Below are 24252 nucleotides of genomic sequence, written 5' to 3' on the forward strand. Positions count from 1 at the left end.
TCGTCGCCGGACATGAACCGGTGCGCCACCTGACCGGCCGCATCCCAGTCCTTCCCGGCTTTGAAGTCCGCCACGTACAGCCGAACCCATGCGTCCAGTACCAGCCCGGCCGCCGCGAGCCGCGCAGCCGGAGCGACCGCCCGCGCACGCCGAGAACCAACCGCCGCACCAAGGCGATCTCGGTACCTGACCACGAGGCCGGACAGGAACAGACGATGATCCCCGCCGACTACCGCGAGCAGTGGCCGGTCGTGGCCACCCTGTTCTGCGCGAGTTTTCCCGGCCGAGATCGACCCCGCCGAGGTGGGTCAGATGATCGCCGACTCGGTCACCGGCGCGGCCTGGCCGATGGCCGCGAACGTCGCCTGGGCACCGGTCGAGCGCGACGAGCTGGAGGCAGCGAACCGGTGCGCCCTGCAGGGCTTCCGGACTGATCACGGGCAGGCCGTGGGGTTCCGCCTGCCTGGTCGGGGCCAGTCGCCGCGGAGCCAGGGGTCCAGGATGGCGATTCGGGGGCGAGTGCCGGAAGAGTTCACCGCCCTCACTGGCCACCTTCAGCGAGTCCTGGCCATCTCGACTGAGTCAGGACAGTCATGGTGGTCTTCCTGGGTGCGGATGTGGGTGTGCTCGATCGGCGTCTTCGTCGGGCGCCTCGGGCATCTGGCGCTGGTGGCCGGTTTTGCGATCACTGCAGCGTGGGCAGTGTCCCCGTCCGCCGTAGGTGGGCGATCGCGTCGGCGATCGCCGTGAAGGCTGCGGAGATCGCGGGGTGTGTGTCGAGGTCCTTGCCCGACGCCGCCGGGAGTTGAGCGATTCTACGGAACTGGATGGATTGCTTGGCCAGCCAGGCGTCCGGACCACCCTGCATGGCGACCCGGTCCGGGGTCGGATCGGACGTCTCGTTGTCCGTCTTGTTCTGAGCGGATTGCGTCATCGCCGCGACGAACGTCTCCTCGTCGCGGTAGGCCTCGGCGGGCAGTGGATCCACCAGTGCGCCGGGCGCGCAGTTCACGATCACCGAGCGCGCAACCATTTGCCAGATGCGTGCGGCCGTGCGCTCGGCCTGGGTGGTGGCGTGGTCCATCCGCGCGCGAGCGTGGTTGTGCAGGGCGCGAGCGAAATCGTCGAGCAGGTCGAGATCGGAGTCGGCGAGCGCCGACACGGTGATGTTGCCCGCCGGGCGCAACCGGGTGATCGTGTCGACCGGCACTCCGGTCAGCTCATAGATCCGCACCGGGTCGATCCCCGCCGCGAGCGCCCCGAGAAGTAGCTGGTCTCGTTCGTCGTCGAGGTCGGCCCGTTCCAGTTGCCAGTCCTGCAACGCGGCCTCGGCTTCCTCCGGGGTGGCGAACCGCAGGGCCGGGATGGCCTGCGCCGCCCCGTTCCCGGCAGGCGCGGTGTCACGGTCGGCGCCGGGATGACGCTTGAGCAAGGCCGTGGGGCTGAAACCGAGTTCGCGCGCGGCGGCGGACACAGACCCGTGGCGCTTGATGAGTTCTTTTTCGGCGTCCAGTTCGATGGTGCGGCATTGCGCGGTGACGGCTTGCGCCATGGCGCGGGCGGCTTCCCGGCGCCGGACGGGATCGTCGATCGCGCGAATCGCGGCCAGGTCGGGTACCGGGATCTGCACCGTCGTCCTCCTTGCTCCTGTCGTGCGCATGGCCACTGCGGGCGGGCGCGGCGCGGCCACACGGGCCCACACCCCACGACTATAACCACCGGTTGCAACGCCTTCAAACCAGTGGTTATAGTCGTGGGGTGCGCGGTTTCGTGAGCGCAGAACCCCGCCGCGCCCCACCGTCTCGGAAAAGCGGGGAGTTGAGATGATCGATCTGCCCGGCGGCGAACCCTCCCCGCTCGCCGTGTCCTGGCCTGACGCCTCGTACTTCCAACCACCACGGTCAATTCCGCGGTGGGCTCGCCCCACTCCCCAAGGCTTCACCGACGCGCAGATCCTGATCGCGGTCCTCCTGCGCGCCGGCCGTGCAGCGTCCGCACTGGGTTACGAGGCGGAGGGGAAGATCCTGGATCGGGCGCTGGCCCGGGTCCTGTGGTGCGGGCATGCAGGCGGAGCGAAGGGACCATCGCACCGCGTCCTCGTGGGAACCTCCTTGTTCGCCGGCCACCTGGCCGCGCTCACCGTGCGGCAATTCCTGCGCCACCACGACGCCTCGCGCGAAGACGAGACACTGCACGACCTGGTCGATACGGTCCTGAACCTGCTGTGGCCTGATGGTGCCGCGGCCACGCCCACCGCCGACTCGCTGCACGCCGGGCGAGCGCTCCGGCGTGACTACGAGCGGCGCGGCTACCACGATCCCGTCGCCACCACGGCCGTTGACTATCTGTGCCGTGCGGCCACCAAGGTGTCCAACGCCGACGACAAGTATCCGGCCGCGCTGCACCACCTCATCCGCACGATCAACCAACGCATACTCCACAGCCCCGCCCGGCCCGCGTGGCTCGGCCAGGTCCTCGCACTGGCAATCCAGCAGCCCAAAGCCTGACCACCACTCCCCCGACGCACCTACCTGCCTTCCCCCAGGAGCACCCCATGGACCTGGACATCACTCCCGGCCTCATCCGCGAACTGCACACCCGCGGCCAGACCGCACGCGTAGGTGTGGCCCTGACCGACACCGGCTGGCACGTTCTCGGAATCCCCGACGGCATCCCGTACCCGGTCGCCATCACCGACCAGGATGTCGACGCCTGGCTCGACGGCACCGAACTCGACAACGCGACGGCCGAGGCGCTCGCCCAAAGCCCGCACGAGATCTACCCGTACCGCGTGTGTGATGAGACCGGCCGCGACACCACACCCGCCCCGGGCGCCGACGTCCGCGTGGTCACCACCGCGCCGGACGCCGCCGAGGACAACCCAGACCCCGCGTGGGCCGGCGCGTGGTGGTTCGACCTGAATCAGGCGACCGAGCTGCTGTCCGCGCCGCGGACACTGCAGCAGGGCACGGCCGAAGCTCTCTGGCACACCACCAGCGGCCGGTTCGTCGTGCAGCACGACTCGATCGTCGGCCTCGACCACACCCTCTGTCACGAAGCCACCCTCGCCGACGTCGCCCACCGCATCTACCAGGCCCCCGACGACCTCGTCGCCGTCGATCCCGACCGGCAGCCAGCGGTGATGCGGGCAGCCCTCGCGGCCCGCGAACTGGTCGACGCACTGCCCACACCCCGCGGACACTGGGTCAGCTACAGCGACACCAGCGGCTACTGGCGCGTCGACGACCCCGACCTCGCCGCCGCGTCGTTCGCCGCCGCGGGCGTGCTCGGGAACCTGATCACCAGCGCGGTGCTGCCCGACCTGCACACCGTCCGCAGCACCACGGCCGACGCCCTGTACCGGCACACCGGCCGCGACCTCACCGAAACCCACCGCCTGCTCAACCAACCGCATCCCGTGTCCCGCCGCGAGCTCCTCAATCTTCTCGGCCCCGCGGTAGCCAACAGCGAGGACGTGGACCCCCATGGCTGACGACGAACCCGATCTGGCACCGACCGAAACAGACGTCGAAGCGCTACGCGAAGCCGACACCCTCGCGCCCGAGGACACCGACGAGGGCGACGACTTCGACCAATACGCCGCGATCTGGGCTCAATGCGCCTACGGCGTCGCGCGGTGGGGCGCACGGCGCAACCTCTGGTGGGCCCCGGTCGCACGCACCGAACAGGACCGGCACTCCAGCTATAACCTCGGCCAGGCCTACCTGCACCGCCGCGCCATCCACCTGTGGCGCCCCGGTGGCGACCTGACGGGCCGCGACCTCGTACTGGCCGACATCTACCAAACAGCACGGCAGATCGGCGAACGCCTCGGACTCCGTCCGACCTGGGCCGGCGTCGTCGGCATGCCACTGCTCGCCGCCCGCACCGCGAGCGTGGACCTCGCCCACCGCCTGCACACCGAGCACGACGACCCGTTCGGAGCCGCCAAGGTCCAGAAGCTGGTCAGCCTGCAGTGGCACGGAAACCTACCCGTCGCCAAACACCCCCTACCGGCGTCGCCGCGTCATGGCCAGCGAGGCCTCATCTGCAACATCACCTGATCACCCACCACGGCACCGGACGCGCACCAACAGGACTTTCCGAAGTGGTCAAAATGGCCGTCTGCAACGGCACCGAATATCCAGCCGCAGTCCGAAAGCTTCTTTGGCAGGCAGTCCAATGGGGACACTCCCCCACCGGGACCGCAATACCCGCACGCTGACACGCTAGCCGGCGACTCAGGCCTAATTTCTTGCGCTTCCCGCGAACGGCGGCGGCTGCCACAGGTCAGTGCCTCGGGGACGCGATCGCCTGGAGCATGAGAAGGTGCCAGCTCGGAAGCGCCGCGGACGTGGAGGGCATCCGGTCCACGCACGGCACGATGGCCATCGCCGACTGACAGCGGATGATCGACCAACCCGCTAAGTTGGGACACGGCAGGCGCAGTTCGTCGGCAGGCCCTTGCGGAAGAACGGTGCCAGGTTGCCCCCGGCCCGCACGGACCTTGTGACCTAGGAAATGCGGGCTACGGTGGGCAGCACGTCGCTTCACTGCTGCGCGCGGTACCAGTGCCTGAGCCCTCCTCTGATCGCCAGAATTGCGCACAGTCAGGGCAGGCAGGGACCTCGGGGCATGGTCAATCCGGCAGAAGTGGACCGGTTCGGCACAGTCGGTTATCGCGTTGTCGCGTGTGAGACAACCGAGAGCGTCCAGATGCCGGTCGCGATGGTCTTCCGGGAGATCGACAATGGATCTTGAAGGCGCTTCACATTGTCATCGGCCTGCTGGGGGACGTTGGAGTGAGCAGCGACGGCGACGCCGCCGACGATGACCATGCCTGGGCGCGCTACGCCGCCCGGATGGTCGGCGAGCTGGCTGGCCGCGGGCACCTTCACCATCCGGCCTGGCAGACCGCGTTCGCCGAGATCCCCCGGCACAAGCTGCTGCCGGACGCCGACTCGATCGCGGATCCGGAACTCGAGTTCGCGAGCACCGCGGTGGCCACCGTCGCGGGGCCGGATGGGGCGGACATCCCGTGTGCCTCGCCGGTGCAGCTGGCCGGCCTGCTTGAGGCTCTGCGCGTGGAAGACGATCACCGTGTTCTGGAGGTCGGCACGGGAACCGGGTACGGCGCCGCGCTGCTGGGACACCGGCTCGGGGACACCGCGGTGTGCTCGATCGACCGCGCGGCCGGGCTTATCGCCACGACCAGGGACCGGCTGGCGAGCATCGGGCGGCACCCGCGGCTGGACGCGCGGGACGTGCTCGGCGGATGGCCGGAGCAGGCGCCGTACGACCGCATCCTGGTGACCCGCGCGGTGTCGGCCGTGCCCTGGGACTGGGCCGAGCAACTCGCCGAGGACGGCATCCTCGCCGTCTCCCTCGCGATGGCGGGCGAGGCCGGGCCCCTAGCGCTGCTGCGGCGCGTGTCCGGCCGCCTCGAAGGGCGGCTCGCGCGACGCCTCGTGCGCCTGCCCGCGTTGGCGGCCGGTGCGCAGGCCGCGCTCTCGCCACGTCGACGCGCGGCGCTGCACGACGAGTTCGTGACGAGGCTGCCGCCTGAGCCCTGGCACACCCACCCCCTCGTCTGGTTCCTCGCGGCCCTGCAGCTGCCGCGCCCCTGGCACGAGGACGACACCACGATGCTGTCCAGCCCGGACGGCTCCTGGTGCTCGATCGCGCTCACCCCGGACGACGAGGGCTACCGCGTGGTGCGCCAGGGCGGCGGAGTCTCGATCTGGTCCCGCGTGGAGGCCGCGTTCGGCTGGTGGCACGAGTGGGGTCAGCCGTCGTGGGACCGGTTCGGTCTCACGGTGACACCACACGGTCAATATCGGGTGTGGCGGGACAGCCCCGACCAGGTGATCTCCCGGTTCGTACGGTTCGTTCCCTGACCGCTTCCCCAAGCGGTGGCGTGTCGCGCCGGCGGACCGCTCGCTCCAGGGGCTCATGCGCCTGCCAGGGGGCCTTCAGGAACCGGCCTTGAGGTTGGTCAGCACCGTCTCGGCGAGATCCCGCGACGCCGCGCAGGGATCGACCTCGCCGATCTTGTTCTGTCCCAGGGTGGCGGCCGCGTTGAACACCAGGTTGTCCGCGATCCCTACCGCGACATCGCGGAGGTCGCGGGGTGTGGCCTGGGTCGGGTGGTAGGCGACCGGCGGGTACCCCTCGATCGGGGAAGTTCCTGTCAGAACGCGGCTTCGGGTTTCTGCACCTCGTAAATCTGTGTCAACCCGTCGGCCACTCCGGTCAAATACGCGACATCGACCACGGCGAGGGTGGAATTCCAGCCGCACCCCGGTCCCGCCGCGTTGTCCGTTTTCCGGGTGGGTGGAACTTCCCCCAGCAGTTCGGTCAGCTGTCCGGGGTCAGCGATTCGTCACACGGATGCTTGCTGAAAACTGTGGCGGGCAACGGATCCGCAGCCTTCGGCGCACCACTGCGCGGCAGCGTGCTGGTGGCCGCTGGCGGCACCGTCCCGGGTGGAGATCCAGGCTTCCCCGAGCAGGCGGCCGCAGCTGTGACCACTGCCAGCAGCGCCGCGCAATGAGCAACCCCTACTTCTCTGAGTAAGCCAGGATGCTGCAGCGCAGTCGTGTCATGACTGCGGGATCGGTCGTGGCGGCGACGAGGACGTTCTCGGGGCTTGAGGCGTTCTCCTGGATCTCTGGTGGCATCCGTCGGACGAGCAGGGCGGCGCTGGCGATGGTGCCGTCGTGGCGGCGCAGTGCGATGCCGCCGGTCAGGATGCCGTTGAGGCTGCCGCCCTTGTAGCCGATTGCGGCCACGCCGGGCAGGGTGCTGGGCACCTGTTCCAGGTGGCGGCGTGCGATGTCGGCGCCGGGGCCGAACGATCCGGTCGCGATCGCGCGGTGCAGTGCGGCCAGGTGCGCCGCCGGCGCGGCCGCGCCGTTGTCGGCCCACGCGCGTTCCGCGTCCTGCGGCGGTAAGGGACGGGTGAGCAGGTTGGCTCGAAGCGCGGGATCGTGTGCGTAGCGCCGGACGAGGGCCCATTCTGCGGGGCCGCGGACTGAGCGTGGTGTGGTGATCGGCGGGGCGAGTTCCGGGGCCCACAAGGCGATGATGCCGCCGACCTCGGCGGGCAGATCGAGATCAGGCCAGCCGCCGTCGGCCGCGGCCTGCCGCAGCGCGTCATCGCCGAGGCGGTCACGCAGAAAGTCCGCAGCAGCGTCATCGCTGACCTGGATCATGGTGGCGACCAGCCGGTCCAGAGGCACGACCCGCCGCGGATCCAGAGCGCGCACCCGGTCATGGGGAATCCCGAGCATATCCAGCGCGCGGGCATGCGCCCCGCCGTCGGTATCGGGCAAGAACCAGCGTTCCCACTCGCCCACCCGCACCGGTTCGTCCGGCCGGACCGCGCCGTGTGCGACGGCGCGGCCGTAAGCCGCCAGCGTGACCACCTTCACCGCGGACGCCAAGGGTTGAGGTTGGTCGGGATGGTTGACCACCCGGTTCCCGCGGCCGTCGTCGAGTACCAGGGACACGTCGTCGCGGTGCGCCGCGATGTAGCCGGTCCACCCATTCACGGTGGTCACATCCGGCGCTGCCGGAGCAGAGCACTGGTCCGGTGGTGCCGACATAGTCGCGCAGCCGGTCACGACCGCAGCGGCGACCACCATCGTGCCGACCAAATGTCCTCTGTGCGCACCAGCCACCGTTCCCCCGTCGTGGTCGAGCATCTTCTGATTGTCAGCGAAGCACAGGATCTCGCGGGACCATGGGGATGGTCGACTGACGTCGGCGGCGCAGGTGGCCCAGCCGTCGGCAGAGTGGCGTTGGCAGGCGGCGGTGACATCGGTGTGGATGCCGGCCGAGGATCCCGGCGGGGATCGGGATCTCGGTGGCGAGGTGGAAGAGTGCGGTGCTACGGGCTTGATCGGGGCAGACTCCGAGGTTGCGGAGTCGTTGGATGAGTCGCGCGATGCTGATCGGTCGTCCGGGTTGGCCGCCGGGCAAGGAGGTGCCGCGGTGGACAACGAACTCAGCCCGGAGGAAGCCGCGCCCGCCGACAGGCGAGAATCCGGACTTCCTGCGGCAGATGGTCGATGCCGGAACCGGTTGGCGCTACTTCCGCGCCGAGACCGGGATCAGGACCCGGCCCCGCGATGGCACGCTGCGAAGCTTCCAGGAACTCAGCCCCGGCGGGGAACGCATCGGCCCGCAGCGGCTGTACCTGCGCGAGCGCGAAGACTGCCCCGCCAGCGTTTCAGGCTGGTCGGGTGGGAGCGCCAGCCGGATGTGGTTTCTGCGCGACTCCGGCCAGGTAGCGGGAGGTCGCCGGAGAACCTTCCACGGCTTCGTGTTCCCGTCCGCCCGCCATGGCGGAACCCACACCACCCCGTCCCGGGTCGGACAGTGTCCTATGTGGACATCCCATTGATGGCGCACGGAGGTGCTCACGCGACCGCAGCATCGGCACGCCTGCTCGATAGCCGCATCGCCGGCCTATTCAGTTCATTCCACGACGACGAGTAGATCCTAGAAACAAGAACACACCCGGCCGGGAGTAGGAACGTCGACCTCATGACGTTCGTCCCCGTGGAGCTTGTCTACGGGTGGCGGGGGCGTCGTGATCTGGCCGCGGTTGGGCACCGCGAGGGGGCCCACCCACCGGTCGGGAGATCTGTTCGGCGTCTCGGGCGTCTTTGCCGGTCAGGCTTTCCCTGCTGGTTGGAAGAGATAGTTGTTGGCGTGCGGGCACACTCGGTTGACGTCGTGCCAGCCGTGTCGCCAGGCATACATGCGGTAGCCGTGGGCGGTCAGCCACCGCACGACATCGTCCGGGGAGTACGCGTATCGCTCGATGTGCCGTGCTTCGATTTCGATGAGCATCGTCGGCCGGAATACCTCGATGGTCTGCTGGCCGCCCTGCAGGACGTGCAACTCTCCCCCTTCGACGTCGATCTTGAGGAAATCGAGGCGGGGCAGGTCGGCGTCGGTGCGGAATCCGTCGAGGGTGTTGGCTTCGACAAGCATGTCGACGTGGTAGCAGTACTCGGCGTTGGACCCCAGGCCGCAGGTGTCCGAGTCGAGGAAGGATCTGCTGGTGGCCGGCCCGTGGGGACCGAACGGGACTCGCATCGCCGCCCGGCCGGTCCGGGTGCCCAGCGCGAGGGCGTGCCGGATGACGTTCGGCCGTTTCCAGGCGCCCAGCACCCGCGACCACACGGGATGGGAGAAGGCCAGTGGTTCGATGCTGTGCACCGTCCCGGTGGGCCCGACCAGCTGGGAGAGCGCCTGGCTGTACAGGCCAGCGGCCGCACCCACGTCCACGCACACGTCGCCGGGGCGAACCAGCCCGCGTAGCGTGTGCAGTTCGGTGTCCAGGAAGGGCGTCCAGCGGGCGAGTGCGTGGGTCGCTGCGGTGGTGAGGGCGGATCGGAGCATCGGTTTCCCCAGTCGTTTCAACGTGGTGGTGTCACCAGGCCCATCTCGTAGGCGATGATGACGAGGTGGACGCGGTCGCGGGCGTCGAGCTTGGTGAACAGGCGCGCCACGTGCGCCTTGGCGGTGGCCGCGCTGATGTACAGCTCGGCAGCGATCTCACGATTGGACAGGCCGCGGCCGACCAGGGTCAGCACCTCGCGTTCCCGCTCGGTGATCCCGGTGACCGGCCGGTGCGCGGGCACGGGTTCGGCGCGGCCAACGAAGTCCGCGATCAGGCGCCGGGTGACGCCCGGTGCGATGAGCGCGTCACCGGAGGCGACCACGCGGATCGCGGCGAGAATGTCCTCCAGCGCCATGTCCTTGACGAGGAACCCGCTCGCGCCCGCGCGAAGCGCCCCGTAGACGTATTCGTCCTCGTCGAAGGTGGTGAGCACCAGGACGTGCGGTGGTTCGGCATCGGTGACGATGCGCCGGGTGGCGTCGATGCCGTCCATGCCCGGCATCCGGATGTCCATCACGACCACGTCCGGCCGGGTGTCGCGGGCGAGCTGGATCGCCTCGGTGCCTGTTCCCGCCTCGCCCACCACGGCGAGATCGTCGGTGTCGGCGATGAGGACACGCAGGCCGCTGCGGATGAGTGGCTGGTCGTCGGCGAGGACGACGCGGACAGTCATCGGACACCCGCCGGGATCGGGATCCGGGCCGTGACCCGGAAACCGCCCTCGGGGCGCGGCTCGGCCGTGAATTCGCCGCGCAGCAAGGCAACCCGCTCGCGCATTCCGCGCAGGCCGTAGCCCGCGCTCGGCGCACCGCCGCGTCCGTTGTCGGTCACCTCGATGAGCAACTCCTCGTCTCGCTGGTCGAGGACCACTTCACACCGGTCGGTTCCGGCGTGCCGGACCACGTTGGTGACCGCCTCCTGGATGATCCGGAACGCGGACAGGTCGATGTCGGGCGGCAGTGGGCGCCGCTCGCCGCGCCACTGGACGTCCACGCTCACCCCCGCGCCGAGGGATCGTGCGACCAGGTCGTCGAGGTCGCCCAGGCCGTGCTGCGCGGCGACGGGTTCGCCGTCGGACCGGCGGAGCGCGCCGATCATCCGGCGCAGCCCGGCCAGGGTGTCCCGGCCGGCGGCCTCGATGGCCCGTAGCGCCTCGCTGGCCTCCGCCGGCTGGGTGTGGATGACGCGGCTGCCCATGCCGGCTTGGATGGCGATGACGCCGATGCTGTGCGCGACCATGTCGTGCAGTTCCCGGGCGATCCGCAGCCGCTCGGCCTGGACGACCTGGGCTTCGGCCTGTGCCTGGCGCGCCTGCCGGTACCGCCGGCGGAGGCGGATCGTGTTCCCGGTCAGCCAGGCGACGATCAGCACGAGGGCGACGAGGACGGCGTGTAACGCGCTGGGCCAGAGCCCGAACACGGCCGCCACCGTGAGGTGCACGGCCAGCGTCACGATCCCCACGCCGAGCGAGACCCGGAGGCCGCGGGCGGCCGCGAGACACCCGATGGCCAGGTCGGCGGCCGCGATCTGCAGGACCAGGATTCCGGACTGGAATCCGGGCAGCGGCACCAGGTGCACCAGCACCGTCTCGGCGAGTAGGACGCCCAGCGCGCCCAGCGGCCGCCGCCGGATCACGCCGAACGGCAGGACCACGCTCAGGACGGGCAGAACGGCGGGCGAGCCGTCGAGCGCGATCCAGAGGGCCAGGACGACGGGGGACAGCGCAAGCGCCGTCCACACCAGAACCGTCCGGCCCCTCGCCGGTACCCGCCGGCGCGATCTGAGACGGAATGTGCCGGGCATGCGGCGAGCGTAGCCAGCGATCACCGGCCGGGCATCGGCTCGCGGGCGTACGCCCAGGGGCCACCCATCGTCAGGACACTGCGATCGGCGGGCCGACGACATGGGTCCGCAGAATCGGCACCGTTTTCCGGGTGATCGAATTCCCTGAGCCGAACCGACGGCGGAGCCGATGAGCCGCCGAGGACGGATACCGACCCAGGCCACCGTTGCGGTGGCGGAGACCCCCACTGCAGCGACACTGGAGCCCCCGGCCAGGACGGCAGTGCTGACGCCCCCGGTGGGCACCGCCGCGTGGCTCGCCGACCACCGGCACCTGCCGGACCCGGTGCACACCGATCCCGCCGGAATACACCGCTTTCTGAGTTCGGCCGCCAAGGCCGAGCAGGACGAACTCGTGGCCCGCTACCCGGGTGTGGTCGGGGCGCTGGACGGCGCGCCACCGGAATTGCGGTACGCGGCCAACCGCGTCGTCATGCGCCCGGTCGACCCGCCGTACCGGAACTGCGACGGGCAGTTCCTGCTCTTCGACCCGCGGGGAGGCGGCCGGGTAGCGCAGGTGTTCGGGAACCTCGCCGCCGCCAACCGGATCGCCGTCCTGGTGCCCGGGGCAGGCAACCGGGCGGACAACTTCTCCACCGGCGTGGGAGGACTGGCCTACCGCGCACCCGCGGTGCAGGCCGCTGATCTCTACCGGTCGGCCACCGCGTCCGGTGAGGTGGGTCAGTTCGCCGTGATCGCCTGGCTCGGCTACGACACGCCGGACGCGGTGGACATCTCCTCAGCCCGCGAAGACCTGGCGCGAGCGGGAGCGGTGGCGCTGCGACGGCTCATAGCTGGCCTCGTCGCCGTCCGTCCACATGTGACGATCGCGCTGCTGGGGCACAGCTACGGCTCGACGGTGATCGGCCTAGCCGCGCCCGAACTGCCCCCGCAAGTCACCGACATCGCGGTTTTCGGCAGCCCCGGAATGGGCGTGGACAACGTCACACAACTGCGCACCACCGCGCGGATATGGGCCGGACAGTCCACAAGGGACTGGATCCGGTGGATTCCCGGAGTACGGCTGCTCGGGCTCGGCCACCGCACCAAACCCACCGCCCCGAACTTCGGTGCCCGCGTCTTCGCCACCTCGGACGTGACCGACCACGACCACTACCTCAGCCCCGGCACCGACTCGCTGGCCAACCTGACCCGCATCGCCACATCCGGCACCGACACCCGGCCATGATCGCCCGCACACGTCGAGCAGGCAGGGCGGCACGAATCGCCCGGACGCCGGAAAACCGGGACCGAACGGTGGATGCCCCACGAGCGATCGCGAAGATCGGCGTGATGATCCGGGCACTGGCTGGCAACCGCCGTAGTCAGCGACCCGTACCAACCGACGTCGCTGCTGAGCCGACCGGAAACAAACCCGAAATCCTCTCGAGTGAACGGTCACGAGAATTCCCGGTTGGCTTGTCAGGTCGGGTGGCCCAGGGGTGAGATTCCCTGGGCCCCCGACCTCAAAGCGGCCGGAAGGTCGTGCGGGTCGGTGCGACGATCCGCGGCTCGGTGTGCCCGCCGTGGTCGCGGCGGGCGGCGACCAGAATCGTGAACCCGGCCGAGGACAGCAGCCCACGCGGGTGGTCGAGGTTCTTCGTGCGGTGCCCGGGTTCGGTCCGGCGAGGGTCGTGGCGCTCATGGCGGTGTGCGGGGGGGGGACCAAAAACGGCGTGTGGGTGAGCTGGAGGAGCAGCAGCGCCGCAGGTTGCTGGACGCGTTCGGGGTGACTCGTCGGTGCGTTACTCCTGGTGTGGGCAGCCTGGAGAGCCGCCCAACCCTAACAGCGCCACTCGCCACAACTCTCCAACCGAAGGCCGCCTTGCCGACATCCCGTAAACATGGACGGCTTCTTCCGGGCTCGCCCACTTCACCGGCGACCGCAAGGGACTGTCCCCTCTGGGGGTGACGTGGGGCGTTTCCGTAATCGTGGAGTCGGGTCAGCGGGCCGGATGGTTGCCGGTCCCGTGCAGCTGTCACCGGCGCAGCGCGTTCAACCTCGACGTGCCTGGGCACATCAGTTCGTGAACAGCCCGACAAGCCACAGGCCGACCTTCACACCACCGCCATTCAGGGCGAGGCCGATGACGGCCACCGCGATGACCACGCCAGCAAGGCGCTTCATCACCGCGGAATTCCGCCCTCTGCTGCCGCCGAACCACAGCAATAGCAGCGCCACTCCCAGCAGCACCAGCGGGATGATGTTGTCCACTATCGACCCCGAATACCACCGGTTCCCGGAGTTTTCTCTTCGGTCAGGATCATCACGATATGACTGGCAATCATCTCTGACTCCGTCTCGCTTGCGGGGTCGCCAGCGCGCACGGACGGTCGAGACATTGACCGTTGTTAGACGGCCAAGGGGTCGGCGCTGCGAGCGATCCTCAACTACGAAGGCCCATCGCTGGTATCTCGATTACCCATCAAGCATCCAACGGCGAGTCGAGCTTCAATGTCTCACCAGCTACAAATCCCGCACCTTGTCAACTATCCGACCATGGCGATACGGTGCCCCCTCCTGACGCGCGGTCACCATTTGATCAGCGTGCGATGTTCAGATCGTCAGGCTGGGTGTTGCCCGAGTCTTGGTCTGAGGTTGTGCTTCCGTCGCGGGCCGCCGCGCTGGCCACGTTCACGCGGACCTCCGCGCCGATCGGCTAAACGTTGGCGACCGGGTATATGCCACACCGGCCAATTGCAGAAGGCTTGTCCCGACATCGGTACTGGCACGATATGGTTGAGCGGGGCGGTGGCGGGGGTTGGGCGTGCGGTTCTCCGCCGGTTCAGCCCTCCGCCGGTGTTGAGTGCTTGGCTCTCCGCCACGCGGAAGGTCACGCTGGTCGTGGTCGTCATACCCGGGAACGTTCCGGACTGGCCTGCACCGGACCACGAGATCGACCAGTGCACGGTGGCCGTCACGGGGTAGGCGTTGTCCGGCTGTCCGACCGAGGACGCCCGGTAGCTGTGCACGCAATCCGGGGACGGGGTCCGGGGGTCACCACCATCGGGGAACGGCGTGCCACCGCTCTTGCACGTTATGGATTTCCAGCCGCGCTGCTCGCGAGGCGCTTCTGACCTGCTCGATCCTCCTGCTGCCTCGGCACGCACGAGAATGTTATCCACCCCTTCCTTGCTGCCGATCGCAAAGCGAGGGCGTCTTCGGCACCCAGGATTCCGAGACCCACGCCCCGTCCCCGTATGCCGTTGCGTCTCCATGACGCAAAACGCACCTGCGTCGGGCCGGGACCTGCGCCGAAGGAGCGGACGAAATACGCAGGCGCTTCGTCCTCGCCATGCTTCCGCTGGTGCTACGAAGGCTGGGGATGACCGGCCTCGTGGGACTTCCGCCTGCATCCGAAGTTCGGCCAACTGCTCGGATCGGCCGGCTATGCCACGCCACCCACCAGCGACTCGGAGCACAGGAGCCGGTTTCCGCAGGTTCATCGTGCGGTTTACCTCATGGTCCGCGGCTCGGGTGATACATAGCGTGGCGACCATGCTGCTGAAGACGATCTTGTCCGCGGCCATGTCGGCCGCCGTCGCCGTCAGCCCTTGCGGCGCGCCGACCGCGGCGGGCGTTCCCACCGCCGAGCTGCACGAGCGGCTGGCCGGCATGGTTGCCGACCGCCACATCACCGCTGGGCTGATCTACGTCGAGAACGGCGCGCGCCGGTGGTCAGACGCGGTCGGCGTGCGTGACCTCCGATCAGGCATACCGGCCTCGGCCCAGGGTTACTTCCGGATCGGCAGTGTCACCAAGACCTTCGTCGCCGTGGTGCTCCTGCAACTGGTCGACGAGGGACGGCTGACACTCGATGAACCGACCGATCGCTATCTGCCCGGAGTCGTGCCCAACGGAACGCACATCACGGTGCGGCAGATCCTGCAACACACCAGTGGCTTGTACGACTACGCGCATGAACCTGGCTACTCGACCAACCGTTGGCGAGGCGAAGGCCGCTTCGACGACTATCTACCATCGGAGCTGCTCGCCGTGGCGTTCGCGAAAGACCCACACTTTCCTCCTGGCACGTCGTGGCGTTATTCGAACACCAACTACGTCGTGGCCGGCTTGCTCATCGAGAAGTTGACCGGCCACCCGTACGGCAAGGAGGTGGAACAACGAGTCCTGCGCCCGCTCCACCTCACAGACTCCAGCGTGCCGGGCCATCGCCCGACCTTGCCGATGCCACACGCCCGCGGCTACGAGTCGCTCAAGACCGACCCACCGACGGATCCGCCGACCATCGTGGATGCCACCGAGATGGACCCGTCGCTGGACTACGCCGCCGGTGAGATGATCTCGACCACGCGAGACCAAGCGAAGTTCGTCCGTGCGCTGCTCGACGGCCGTCTGACGAGCGCGACAGGCCTGACGCAGATGCGGCGAACGACGGCAGCCCTGCCGGGCCTGTACCGCTACGGCCTGGGTCTGCAGGAGTTCGCGATTCCCTGCGCCGACGGGCCAAAACAAACCTGGGGACACACCGGCGGCCTGATCGGCTACACCACCGTCACCCTCTCCGACGGGAAAGGCAGATCCCTAGTGCTGTCCCTGAACCCGTACGAGCAAGACCCGCCCCTCGACGCGGTGCTCTCAGTGGCAACAGCTGCCTTCTGCCGATGACCTGGCCGCATTCGACCGCGAGAACCGCCACAGCGGCCCTCGCGCGCTCGCCGTGGACAACCCGTGGGCAATTCTTCCTCCACCGCTGCCCGCCACCCCGGGACGACCCGGACGCCTGCTCACCATGGTCTGTGCCCCTCCGTGCACAGCCTGACCGTGCCCGCCGGCACCTACACCGCCGGCCTCCCCCTCGCGGTCCGCGACAGCTTGCGCGACCTCGCCGACGCCCGCGTCGCTCTACTCGCCCCGGCGATAGCCGCCACGGTCTCGGCGTTCACCGCCGACCCGCGCATCGTCGCCGCCAGCACCGCAGCCGCGATCGCCTCGGAGCTGGGCGACTTCGCCATTGCACCTTTTCTCCCGCCGCGCCATGCGCGGCGCACCCCAGGATGAGCGGGCATTGCCGGAGCGCTCCTGGCCTGACCCGCCACCCCAGCGGCACCAGCCGCAACGAGGCCAGGGCCGGGGCCGTCAGGCGTCGGGGCGTCCGGCTGATCTGGGGCACCACACAAGCCGCTGCTGGACAGGAGCGCGTAGTGACCGTCCGGCTGGATCCGTACCGCGTGGATGACGGAGATCACCAGTGACCATGTCGACGACCCCGCAGGGTGTGGCCAGCATCGGACGAACCACATAGGCAGCAACGGGATCGACACCAATCTGCTGGCGAACGCGGGACACCATGTGTCCGAATGTCTTCGAATGTGTCGAGACTGCGTTGTGCTGGAACGATTGGGCCGCCTGATTATGAAGCAGTGTCATCAGCAGGCTTTCCGGCCTGGCGGCAGGTGTGAACGAGAGGAGCCCACAGGAGCAGTTCTTGTCAACTCGCCATGTATTGGGCGGTCGTGCCCTCGGAGCCTCGTGGTCCGCAGATCGAGGTGAACGCCACGATGACAACTGCGTGGACTCGCAGCGCGGCGACGACACTGTCGACGACCGGCCAGCTAGCCTCTGATCGTCTCCACGTGGGACGCCGTAGTTCCAGCCCCTGGCGACGAAAGGATGATGCCGACATGGCACAGAAGGTCCACGTCGAGATGGTCGACGACCTCGATGGCAGCGAAGCGAGCCAGACCGTTCCGTTCGCTCTTGATGGTGTCTCCTACGAGATCGACCTGTCCGACGGGAACGCCAAGGCGCTCCGCGAGGAGTTGGCGCGCTTCGCCGAGGCTGGCCGGCGGATCGGTGGCCGCAAGATCCGGCTTGCCACCGGACAGTCCGCCACCGCGGCGCCAAGCACTGCTGATCGGGAGAAAACCCGGGCCGTCCGGGCATGGGCCCAGGCGAATGGCTACGAACTCGCCGAGCGCGGACGAATCCCCGCCCACATCATCGAAGCCCACAACGCCGCCCAGCAGGCCCCCGCCGAGCCCGAACCGGATGCGGACAGCAAACCCGCGCGAAAGCGGACGATCCGCAAGAAGAAGGCCGACGCCAAGGCCTGAAGGGACCCATCACATGCCCGGATGCCTGGAGCGGTCGACAGGTTCGCCCCCCGAGGCTTCGACCGCCCCAGACACCACCATCTGAATGCACGCATGATCGTTGACGTAACCCGCCAATGCTCCAGCTCACCCGATCGAGCGGGAAAACTGACACTATCGGGAGACAGAGAGCGGCTTGACTAACGATTGAGCAGGCTGCCGGACAGTCTCGCTCGATGTCCGGCAGCCCGATGCTCAGGCCCCGGGGGGCTACGGCCCGAGTATGCCCCAGTTTACGGCCGAGTAGGTTTCAGGTGCAGTGACACGATCGTGCGATACCGCAGTGACGGAATAACCGGGACGTTGTCGGCAGCCAGCAGAGAACCGGCCAATTCGGACGACGAGCTGGCGACCTCGCCGTGCACGTTCGGTTCCCGCCATCCGCACGCGCACGTCCCCTGGTCCGCCGCTGACCTCGATGCTCACCACCTGGGGAGCTGTAGGCGGTGCTGGGCCATCGGGGCAAAGGACTTGTTGGTGGCCGGGATCGCGTCCCAGTCAGCCTCGGTGAAGCCGACGCGGACGTAGGCGATGGTGCCGCCACTGGCGCGAACGTCGGCGATGGCGCCTTCCACGCGGGCCAGCAGGGCTTCGCAGTCCCAGCCCTCGGGCAGATGGGACAGGCCGCGCGCTGGTAGTCCATGGAAGGGCAGTGTGTGCGGGGGCAGTGATCGGACGCGACGCGCATCGGCGGACCAGCCACAGCCTGCCTTCGGGCGGGTGGCGAGTTGCGGTGTGTCACGTTGCGCTCCGGGCCAGATCCTGCTCGTGGTGCGGCGTGTGGCCGTGCCGGGGAAGCAGGAAGGGGGTGATCAGCATGAGCAGGCCGGCGACGGCGATCGCGGTGCGGGGGCCGGCGATGCCGGCCAGCAGGCCCCACAGCCCGGTCATGGCCGCGACAGTTGCCTTGCTGGTGACCGACCACGCTGACAGGGTGCGGGCGATCCGGTCCGTCGGGACTCGCTCCAGCCGGTAAGTCGCGAACACCGGGTTGAACACGCCCATGCAGATGATCAGTCCGAACTCGACCACGATGACGAGCACGAGCCCGGCCACGCCGGGCTGGATGAAGGCCAGTCCAAGCGACCAGCACGCGCGCAGTACCCCGGCGGCGAGCATGACCTTGTGCTGTGCGAACCGTGCGACGAGTCGGGGAGCCAGCCGTGCGCCGATGATGCCGCCAACGCAGGGCAGGCCGAACGCGAGGCCGTACTGCCAGGGAGCGAACCCGAGGTCGCGGAGCATGAGGACGGCGAGCAGCGGGGAGGTTGCCATGACCAGGCCGCTGATCAGGATCGTGTTGAAGAACAAGGGGCGCAGGGTCGGGTGGGTCAGGATGTACCGCCACCCTTCGAGCAGATCGCCGGGCCGCAGCCGCGCCCCGTGCGCAGCGGTGCGCACGGGGCCCGGCTCGCTGCCGCTTATCGCACGGATCCCTGCGGCTGAGAGCAGATAGCTGACCGCATCGGCCACCACGGTCATCACCGGGCCGAACAGCCCGATCGCGGCCGTGCCGGCCGGCGGTCCGAGCACGGTGGCGGTCCAGGTCGTGGACTCGAACCGCCCGTTCGCGACCAGCAGGTCCTCCGGCCGCACGAGCGCCTTCAGATACGCGCCACTGGCCGCCCTGAAAGCGATGTCGGCCGCACCGACGACGACGGACACGACCAGGAGCTGGACGAGGCTGAGCAGACCGAATACGTACGTGGCGGGGACGCTCATCAGTGCCACGAACCGGGTCAGGTCCATCCCGACCATCACCGGCTGCTTGCGGCGGAACTCCACCCACGGCCCGAGCGGCACCGCGACCACTGCCCCCACCGCCAGCCCTGCGGCTGCCAGCAGCGACACCTCGGTCGGCCCGGCGTGCAGCACGAGGATCGCGATCAGGGAGAACGCGTCGAACGCGAGCCACGTGCCGAACGTACTGACCGCGTACGCCGCCCACAGCCACCCGAACCGTCGGCCCAACGGTCTCTTGCCCATCATGCGCAGCGCACCCCTTGATATCCCACTCGAACAAACTGACGTTGACCAGTGAGAGCAGAGCCGACAACCCAATCGCAGGTCAAACAACCAATCCGCCAACGAGGCACAACCAAACGTTGTGCTCTAGGGTCGATCGGCGTGGATCTCGAAGCCGTGCGCACCTTCGTCACCGCCGCCGACGCGGGCCAGTTCCAGGAAGCCGCCGCTGACCTGTCGATTACGCAGCAGGCCGTCTCCAAGCGCATCGCCGGGCTGGAGAAGGACCTTGGTGTGCGGCTGTTCACGCGCACCGCGCGCGGCGCCGAGCTCACCATCGACGGGCAGGCGTTCCTGCCCCACGCGCGCGAGCTGCTGCGCGTCGCCGAGCGGGCGGTCACGTCCGTACGTACCGGCAGCCGTCCGCTGCGCGTCGACGTGCTCGCCTCGCGCAGCGCGGCGTCGGGCCTGATGCGCGGCTTCCACCGCGCACACCCCGAGATCGAGCTCGACGTGGTATGGCTGTTCGACATCGAGACGGCCATCGCCGCCATCCGGTCCGGTGCGATCGACGCGTCTTTCCGCGCCGTCGCCGTGCCCGGCCGGCCCCTTCCCGAGGACATCGAGTCCGTCCGGGTGCTCGACGAGCCGCTCCAGCTCCTCACCGGCCCCGCCCACGCGCTGGCGGGCGCCCGGTCGGTGACCGTCGCTCAGCTCGCCGGTCACCGGATCTGATGCCCGGCATCGTCCCCGGTACCGAGTGGGCCGCCTACTACGACGACCTCGTCGCCGAGTTCGGCCCCACCATCGAAGCGACCGGCCCCAACTTCGGCTCCGACGCGCTCCTCGACACCATCGCCGACACCCCGGCCCTGGCCACCTTCATGGGCGAGCAGACCCGCCTCGTCTGGCCCGCCGGCCACGACCTGCGCCGCATCCCGGTGACCGACCCAACGCCCGTCTACCCGCACTCGCTCCTCTGGCGTCGAGACAATCCCCACCCAGCGCTGGCCGCCCTCCGCGCCCACCTCGCCGCCACAGCGGCCGGCCACGACGCCACCGCGACCTGGGCGCCGCGCTGGGTGATTTCGCGCTGAACGCCGCCACGTGAGGTGATCGCGCCAGCGTTCGGCCTCGGCGACGACGTCGGCGGGCAGAGACTCCAGCAGTCCGAACGGCTTCATGACGGGCAGGCTGACGCCCTCCAGGACGGCGATGTCCGCGGCTGCCAGGACATGGACTGGTCCAGACACGGCGAGTGCGGCGAGAAAGTGCCACTCCCCCACGCACTCCCTGTAGATCGCACCTGCTCGCCGCGCTGATCATCACCCCGGCCCGCGGCCCCGGAAACCGGATCCGCTGTACCGCGCTCCGGAATAGCGATTGCGCCTGAGATGGGGGTTGCCGCTCATCCTCACCTCCGACCATACGTTCAGCCGAGTGCCGCCTCCCTCCGCGGATTTCGTTGGAGGGTCACCGTCCCGGCGCGACCTGCCGTCCCGGAGCGGAGGCTGGTGCGCGCCGTGGCTCGGCGAGCATGACACAGATCGCTACGGACAGGGCCGCGCAGATCCCGGCGCTGGTCCAGAGAACCGCATGCCAGGCGTCGGTGAAGCCTTCCGTGACGAAGCCGAAGAACCGCGGTCGCTGTTCACCAGGCAGCGTCGACAAAGGACCGACGAGATCGCCCGCGTTCACACTGTTGGCCAGGTTCTCGGTTGTGCCCCGGTAAGCGGGAAAGCGCGCAAGTCCATCGTTGAGCCGCGTCTGAAGCAAGTTGACCAGGGCCGTGCCGGCGGCCGCGATGACGACGGCTTCGCTGCCCAGCCGGAGGGTGTTGAGGAAGCCCGCGGCGGTACCGGTGGCCTCGGGCGCTACGACAGTCAGCACCGCGCCGTCGACCAAACCGAAATTGAGCCCCAATCCGATTCCGAGTGTGATCAATGGGCCGGCCAGCGCTCCCGCGGCGATACCGGGCTGCAGGGCCAGGGCCAGCCAGGCGACACCGGCTGTCAAGCACGCCAGGCTGATGGCGAACACGGCGCGAGTGGACAGCCCCCATTTGATCAGCTTCCCGGCCAGCAGTGGTGTGACCAGGATGGGCAGTGTCATCAGCAGCATCGTGGTGCCCGCCGCCTTGCTGGTCGAGTTGTTCACGACCAGCAGGTAGTTCGGCAGCAATGGCAGCAGGATCACGAACGCGAACGTCACTACCACCGGGATCAAGCACAGCGCCATCAACCTGGTGTTGCGCAGCAGTTTCAGGTCGAGCATCGGATGTCGACTTCGCCGCTCCACCAGCACGAAGACAACCATCAGAAGGACCGACCCTGCCAGCAGGCCCAGCACACCGGGATTGGCCCAGCCCCATTGGGGGCCTTCGACCATACCCAGCATGGGCAGGAAAAGGCTGCCCACGAACGTTGCGGTCCCCAGCCAGTCCACCATGGCCGCGGACTCTCCTCGGGATTCGCGTAGGAACGGGATGGCAAGCAAAACCAGCAACATCAGCAGTGCGTGCGATCCGTAGAACGAACGCCAGCCGAAGCTGTCGGCCAGCGCGCCGGCCGCCATCGCACCGAGTGCGAGCCCGGCACCGGTGACGATTCCGACGGCGGCGAAGACCCTGACGCGCGCCGCGCCGGTGAAGGTCGTGGCCATGATGGAACTGCCGCTGGTCAACAGCGCGGCGGCCCCGATACCGGCCATCCCGCGTGCCAGATCGAGCAGCAGGATGCCGGTGGCCATCGCGCTCACCGCCGATGCCGCCGTGAACAGCACCGCACCCATCGTGAACATGCGCCGCCGGCCGATCAGGTCGGCCAGTGAGCCGCAGGCGAGCATGAAACTGGCGAAGGTCAGGTTGTAGGCGTGGACCACCCATTGCAAGGCGTCCAGCGACGCCTGCGTGTCGAGGCCGATATGCGGTAGAGCCACCCCTGACCCGGTGACCGAGGTCGGCAGAATCAAGAGGGTCAGCAGCACCGCGACCAGCGCGACAACACGGCCAAGGCGACGATCGCGTTCACCCGCGAAGACGCTCATTTCGCACTCCCCCATTCCCGAGCCGCCCTCACCGCGCGGGTTCCGCCGGCACGGCCCCGACGAGGCCGCCATCGACAACGAGGTCCTGGCCGGTGATGTAGGAGGCGTCATCCGATGCCAGGAACGCCACGGCCGCCGCGACCTCGTCGGGATGGCCGAGACAGCCGAGAGGAATGGTGGCGACGGTGCGGATCTCGGCACTCGGATCGGGGTTGACGGCCCGGTACATCGCGGTGTCGATGTAGCCGGGACTCACCGAGTTGACCCGGACGCCGCGCGAGGCGAGGTCCGACCCCAGGGTGCGCGCGAGGTTGTGAACAGCGGCTTTGCTGGCCGAGTAGATCGAGGCGATGGGCAAGCCGCGGTACAGCGTCCACGACGCGTTGATGACAACCGCGCCACCATCGGGCATCAGTGGCACCGCCTTCTGGATGGTGAAGAAGACGCCCTTGAGGTTGACGTCGACCACGCGATCGAAATCGGCTTCGGTGACCTCCTGGCTTGGCTGGAAGACCCCCACACCCGCATTGGCGAAGACCGCGTTCAGCCCACCGCGCCAGGTCTCGATTCGCCGCATGAGGTCATCGAGATCGGGCACGGAAGCCACATCGGCGCGGACCGCGAGAACCCGGCCCTCCTCGGCGCCGAGCCGGGCGACGGCCTCGTCGAGCCGTGCCTGGTTACGCCCGGTGATGACGATGTAGGCGCCTTCATCGCACAGACGGCGCGCGGCAGCCAGGCCCATGCCGCTGGTGCCGCCGGTGATCAGAACCGTCCGGTTCGTGAATCGCTTCATACCGGCGATCGTCTAGCGGCCCGTCACCTCACAGAAGTGTCGGCTGAACCTGGGTCTGACACCACCACCCTCAGCCCGCGAGCGGTTCCGACATTTCCAGGAGCGCGGCCAGCCGGGAGCCGGTGTCGTCGCCCGATGCCGGGGTGTACAGCAGCAACCGGTGACCTGGCAGGTCGGACAACGGCAGGGTGGTGTATTCAAATACCAGTTCCCCTGCTTCGGGATGGTGCAGGATCTTGAGGCCCTGGGCGGCGCTGCCGACCCGATGCTCCGCCCAGATGTTGGCGAACGCGGGGCTTGCCAGGCACATGTCGGCAGCCAGGCGACCGAACTCCGGATCGTCCGGGTAGCGGGCCGCGTCAGCGCGGAACTGACCGACGATGGCCCGCGCCGCGTCCTCCCAGCGGCAGAGCGCGTTCCGATAATGGGTGTTGGTGAAAAAACTCACCAGACAGTTGTGGTCACCGTGGTCGTAGCCGAACACGACACGGGCCGCGCGGTTGACCGCGACGAGGTTCCAGTGCCGGTCAATCACGTAAGCCGGGCGCGGCAGCCAGCCGTCGATCACCCGCTGCAGCCCATCAGGTACCTGCCGGTTCGAGGGGGGCAGTGGCGGCGGGTTGAGCCCAGCCAGCAAATACAGATGCTCGCGTTCAGCCGCGTCAAGCCGCAGCACGCTCGCGACAGCATCCAGAACGTCGGCCGAGACATTGATCTCCCGCCCCTGCTCCAGCCAGGTGTACCAGGACACCCCCACGCCGGCGAGCACCGCCACTTCTTCCCGACGCAGGCCAGAGGTACGCCGTCCACCGCCGGTGGGCATACCTACGTCCTCAGGAGTCAGCCGAGACCGCCGCGAGCGCAGGAACTCACGTATCTCAGCGCTGCGCTGCTGCCGTGCCTCCGCCGAAAGCCGGGAGATATCCATCCCGCCATCCTAATCGGCCCTGCCTGCGTGCCCCGATCGTGGAATCTGGCGGGGCGGGAACGTGAGACCACCGGGCGTTGCGCGGGCAGTCTTTCCGAGGAGAAGTGCCTCGTGACTTTGCCGCCTCGTTCGGGGCACCTCAAC

23 protein-coding genes are annotated in these 24252 nt (G+C 68.7%); 11 read left to right on the plus strand and 12 right to left on the minus strand.

All coding sequences use genetic code 11. From position 1 onward, the window contains the following. Both FXO23_RS51105 and FXO23_RS25865 read right to left on the minus strand, forming a co-directional pair. A partial coding sequence (locus FXO23_RS51105) for a hypothetical protein (protein WP_218952169.1) occupies positions 1-194 on the minus strand: 194 nt, incomplete at its 3' end. 491 nt (positions 195-685) lie between these two features. Continuing rightward, positions 686-1630: a hypothetical protein gene (locus FXO23_RS25865; protein ID WP_158888035.1), complete on the minus strand. Its 945-nt coding sequence runs from the start codon at positions 1628-1630 to the stop codon at positions 686-688. A 193-nt stretch (positions 1631-1823) separates the two neighbouring features. On the opposite strand from FXO23_RS25865, the gene FXO23_RS25870 reads away from it, so the two are divergent. The 4 genes from FXO23_RS25870 to FXO23_RS25885 all read left to right on the plus strand — a co-directional run bounded on the left by FXO23_RS25870 (position 1824) and on the right by FXO23_RS25885 (position 5897). Further along, entirely contained in the window at positions 1824-2507 is a 684-nt protein-coding gene (locus FXO23_RS25870) for a hypothetical protein (RefSeq protein ID WP_158888036.1), read from the plus strand. Positions 2508-2554: 47 nt separating this feature from the next. Continuing rightward, on the plus strand, positions 2555-3493 hold the full coding sequence (locus FXO23_RS25875; protein ID WP_158888037.1) for a hypothetical protein: 939 nt from the start codon (positions 2555-2557) through the stop codon (positions 3491-3493). Continuing rightward, a complete protein-coding gene (locus FXO23_RS25880; RefSeq protein ID WP_158888038.1) occupies positions 3486-4064 on the plus strand; it encodes a hypothetical protein in 579 nt (192 codons plus the stop codon). Before FXO23_RS25875 ends, FXO23_RS25880 begins: the two co-directional genes overlap by 8 nt. Before the next feature lie 738 nt (positions 4065-4802). After that, positions 4803-5897 (plus strand): methyltransferase domain-containing protein, encoded by a 1095-nt coding sequence (locus tag FXO23_RS25885; protein ID WP_158888039.1) that lies wholly within the window; start codon positions 4803-4805, stop codon positions 5895-5897. A gap of 663 nt (positions 5898-6560) precedes the next feature. On the opposite strand, the gene FXO23_RS25890 is transcribed toward FXO23_RS25885, so the two are convergent. Continuing rightward, positions 6561-7706, minus strand: a complete 1146-nt coding sequence (locus FXO23_RS25890; RefSeq protein WP_218952157.1) for a serine hydrolase — start codon at positions 7704-7706, stop codon at positions 6561-6563. Positions 7707-7936: 230 nt separating this feature from the next. On the opposite strand from FXO23_RS25890, the gene FXO23_RS25895 reads away from it, so the two are divergent. Continuing rightward, a complete protein-coding gene (locus FXO23_RS25895) occupies positions 7937-8407 on the plus strand; it encodes a hypothetical protein (RefSeq protein WP_158888040.1) in 471 nt (156 codons plus the stop codon). 272 nt (positions 8408-8679) lie between these two features. On the opposite strand, the gene FXO23_RS25900 is transcribed toward FXO23_RS25895, so the two are convergent. The 3 genes from FXO23_RS25900 to FXO23_RS25910 are packed head-to-tail and all read right to left on the minus strand — an operon-like array spanning position 8680 to position 11155. Beyond that, entirely contained in the window at positions 8680-9414 is a 735-nt protein-coding gene (locus tag FXO23_RS25900; RefSeq protein ID WP_158888041.1) for an FkbM family methyltransferase, read from the minus strand. A gap of 17 nt (positions 9415-9431) precedes the next feature. Next, positions 9432-10088, minus strand: a complete 657-nt coding sequence (locus tag FXO23_RS25905) for a response regulator (RefSeq protein ID WP_158888042.1) — start codon at positions 10086-10088, stop codon at positions 9432-9434. Beyond that, positions 10085-11155 (minus strand): sensor histidine kinase, encoded by a 1071-nt coding sequence (locus tag FXO23_RS25910; RefSeq protein ID WP_218952158.1) that lies wholly within the window; start codon positions 11153-11155, stop codon positions 10085-10087. Before FXO23_RS25910 ends, FXO23_RS25905 begins: the two co-directional genes overlap by 4 nt. 325 nt (positions 11156-11480) lie before the next feature. Here FXO23_RS25910 and FXO23_RS25915 point away from each other — a divergent pair, with 325 nt between their 5' ends. After that, a complete protein-coding gene (locus tag FXO23_RS25915) occupies positions 11481-12446 on the plus strand; it encodes an alpha/beta hydrolase (RefSeq protein ID WP_158888044.1) in 966 nt (321 codons plus the stop codon). An 831-nt stretch (positions 12447-13277) separates the two neighbouring features. Here FXO23_RS25915 and FXO23_RS25920 read toward each other — a convergent pair. Further along, positions 13278-13475, minus strand: a complete 198-nt coding sequence (locus tag FXO23_RS25920; RefSeq protein ID WP_158888161.1) for a hypothetical protein — start codon at positions 13473-13475, stop codon at positions 13278-13280. 1281 nt (positions 13476-14756) lie between these two features. Between FXO23_RS25920 and FXO23_RS25925 the strand changes: the two genes are divergently transcribed. From FXO23_RS25925 to FXO23_RS25935, 3 genes are all read left to right on the plus strand, one after another. Then, on the plus strand, positions 14757-15887 hold the full coding sequence (locus tag FXO23_RS25925) for a serine hydrolase domain-containing protein (RefSeq protein WP_158888045.1): 1131 nt from the start codon (positions 14757-14759) through the stop codon (positions 15885-15887). Positions 15888-16028: 141 nt separating this feature from the next. Next, positions 16029-16280 carry a hypothetical protein gene (locus FXO23_RS25930; RefSeq protein WP_158888046.1) on the plus strand — a complete coding sequence of 84 codons (252 nt, stop codon included), beginning with the start codon at positions 16029-16031 and terminating at the stop codon, positions 16278-16280. Between the two features lie 623 nt (positions 16281-16903). Next, positions 16904-17335 carry a histone-like nucleoid-structuring protein Lsr2 gene (locus tag FXO23_RS25935; protein ID WP_158888047.1) on the plus strand — a complete coding sequence of 144 codons (432 nt, stop codon included), beginning with the start codon at positions 16904-16906 and terminating at the stop codon, positions 17333-17335. Between the two features lie 461 nt (positions 17336-17796). Here the strand turns inward: FXO23_RS25935 and FXO23_RS25940 are convergent, their stop codons facing one another. Both FXO23_RS25940 and FXO23_RS25945 read right to left on the minus strand, forming a co-directional pair. Continuing rightward, the gene (locus FXO23_RS25940; RefSeq protein ID WP_218952159.1) at positions 17797-17949 is read right to left on the minus strand and encodes a hypothetical protein; all 153 of its coding nucleotides are present in this window, start codon (positions 17947-17949) and stop codon (positions 17797-17799) included. A 163-nt stretch (positions 17950-18112) separates the two neighbouring features. Next, positions 18113-19363, minus strand: a complete 1251-nt coding sequence (locus FXO23_RS25945; RefSeq protein ID WP_158888048.1) for an MFS transporter — start codon at positions 19361-19363, stop codon at positions 18113-18115. A 138-nt stretch (positions 19364-19501) separates the two neighbouring features. Between FXO23_RS25945 and FXO23_RS52525 the strand changes: the two genes are divergently transcribed. Further along, positions 19502-20074 (plus strand): LysR family transcriptional regulator, encoded by a 573-nt coding sequence (locus tag FXO23_RS52525; RefSeq protein WP_343034509.1) that lies wholly within the window; start codon positions 19502-19504, stop codon positions 20072-20074. After that, positions 20074-20436: a hypothetical protein gene (locus FXO23_RS52530; RefSeq protein ID WP_343034510.1), complete on the plus strand. Its 363-nt coding sequence runs from the start codon at positions 20074-20076 to the stop codon at positions 20434-20436. Before FXO23_RS52525 ends, FXO23_RS52530 begins: the two co-directional genes overlap by 1 nt. Positions 20437-20812: 376 nt before the next feature. On the opposite strand, the gene FXO23_RS25955 is transcribed toward FXO23_RS52530, so the two are convergent. The 3 genes from FXO23_RS25955 to FXO23_RS25965 form a co-directional block, all read right to left on the minus strand. Then, entirely contained in the window at positions 20813-22384 is a 1572-nt protein-coding gene (locus tag FXO23_RS25955) for an MFS transporter (RefSeq protein ID WP_158888049.1), read from the minus strand. A 28-nt stretch (positions 22385-22412) separates the two neighbouring features. Next, on the minus strand, positions 22413-23180 hold the full coding sequence (locus tag FXO23_RS25960) for an SDR family NAD(P)-dependent oxidoreductase (RefSeq protein WP_158888050.1): 768 nt from the start codon (positions 23178-23180) through the stop codon (positions 22413-22415). A 70-nt stretch (positions 23181-23250) separates the two neighbouring features. Then, positions 23251-24108: a helix-turn-helix transcriptional regulator gene (locus FXO23_RS25965; RefSeq protein WP_158888051.1), complete on the minus strand. Its 858-nt coding sequence runs from the start codon at positions 24106-24108 to the stop codon at positions 23251-23253. Positions 24109-24252: the final 144 nt, after the last annotated feature.

The sequence above is a fragment of the Amycolatopsis anabasis genome (assembly GCF_009765355.1).
Taxonomy (GTDB): domain Bacteria; phylum Actinomycetota; class Actinomycetes; order Mycobacteriales; family Pseudonocardiaceae; genus Amycolatopsis; species Amycolatopsis anabasis.

Bases quoted from the DNA above. Each gene is read 5' to 3' on its own strand.
- FXO23_RS25870 (WP_158888036.1), top strand. From the start codon at position 1,824: ATGATCGATCTGCCCGGCGGCGAACCCTCCCCGCTCGCCGTGTCCTGG.
- FXO23_RS25875 (WP_158888037.1), top strand. From the start codon at position 2,555: ATGGACCTGGACATCACTCCCGGCCTCATCCGCGAACTGCACACCCGC.
- FXO23_RS25880 (WP_158888038.1), top strand. From the start codon at position 3,486: ATGGCTGACGACGAACCCGATCTGGCACCGACCGAAACAGACGTCGAA.
- FXO23_RS25890 (WP_218952157.1), bottom strand. From the start codon at position 7,706: ATGCTCGACCACGACGGGGGAACGGTGGCTGGTGCGCACAGAGGACAT.
- FXO23_RS25895 (WP_158888040.1), top strand. From the start codon at position 7,937: ATGAGTCGCGCGATGCTGATCGGTCGTCCGGGTTGGCCGCCGGGCAAG.
- FXO23_RS25900 (WP_158888041.1), bottom strand. From the start codon at position 9,414: ATGCTCCGATCCGCCCTCACCACCGCAGCGACCCACGCACTCGCCCGC.
- FXO23_RS25905 (WP_158888042.1), bottom strand. From the start codon at position 10,088: ATGACTGTCCGCGTCGTCCTCGCCGACGACCAGCCACTCATCCGCAGC.
- FXO23_RS25925 (WP_158888045.1), top strand. From the start codon at position 14,757: ATGCTGCTGAAGACGATCTTGTCCGCGGCCATGTCGGCCGCCGTCGCC.
- FXO23_RS25935 (WP_158888047.1), top strand. From the start codon at position 16,904: ATGGCACAGAAGGTCCACGTCGAGATGGTCGACGACCTCGATGGCAGC.
- FXO23_RS25945 (WP_158888048.1), bottom strand. From the start codon at position 19,363: ATGATGGGCAAGAGACCGTTGGGCCGACGGTTCGGGTGGCTGTGGGCG.
- FXO23_RS52530 (WP_343034510.1), top strand. From the start codon at position 20,074: ATGCCCGGCATCGTCCCCGGTACCGAGTGGGCCGCCTACTACGACGAC.
- FXO23_RS25955 (WP_158888049.1), bottom strand. From the start codon at position 22,384: ATGAGCGTCTTCGCGGGTGAACGCGATCGTCGCCTTGGCCGTGTTGTC.
- FXO23_RS25960 (WP_158888050.1), bottom strand. From the start codon at position 23,180: ATGAAGCGATTCACGAACCGGACGGTTCTGATCACCGGCGGCACCAGC.
- FXO23_RS25965 (WP_158888051.1), bottom strand. From the start codon at position 24,108: ATGGATATCTCCCGGCTTTCGGCGGAGGCACGGCAGCAGCGCAGCGCT.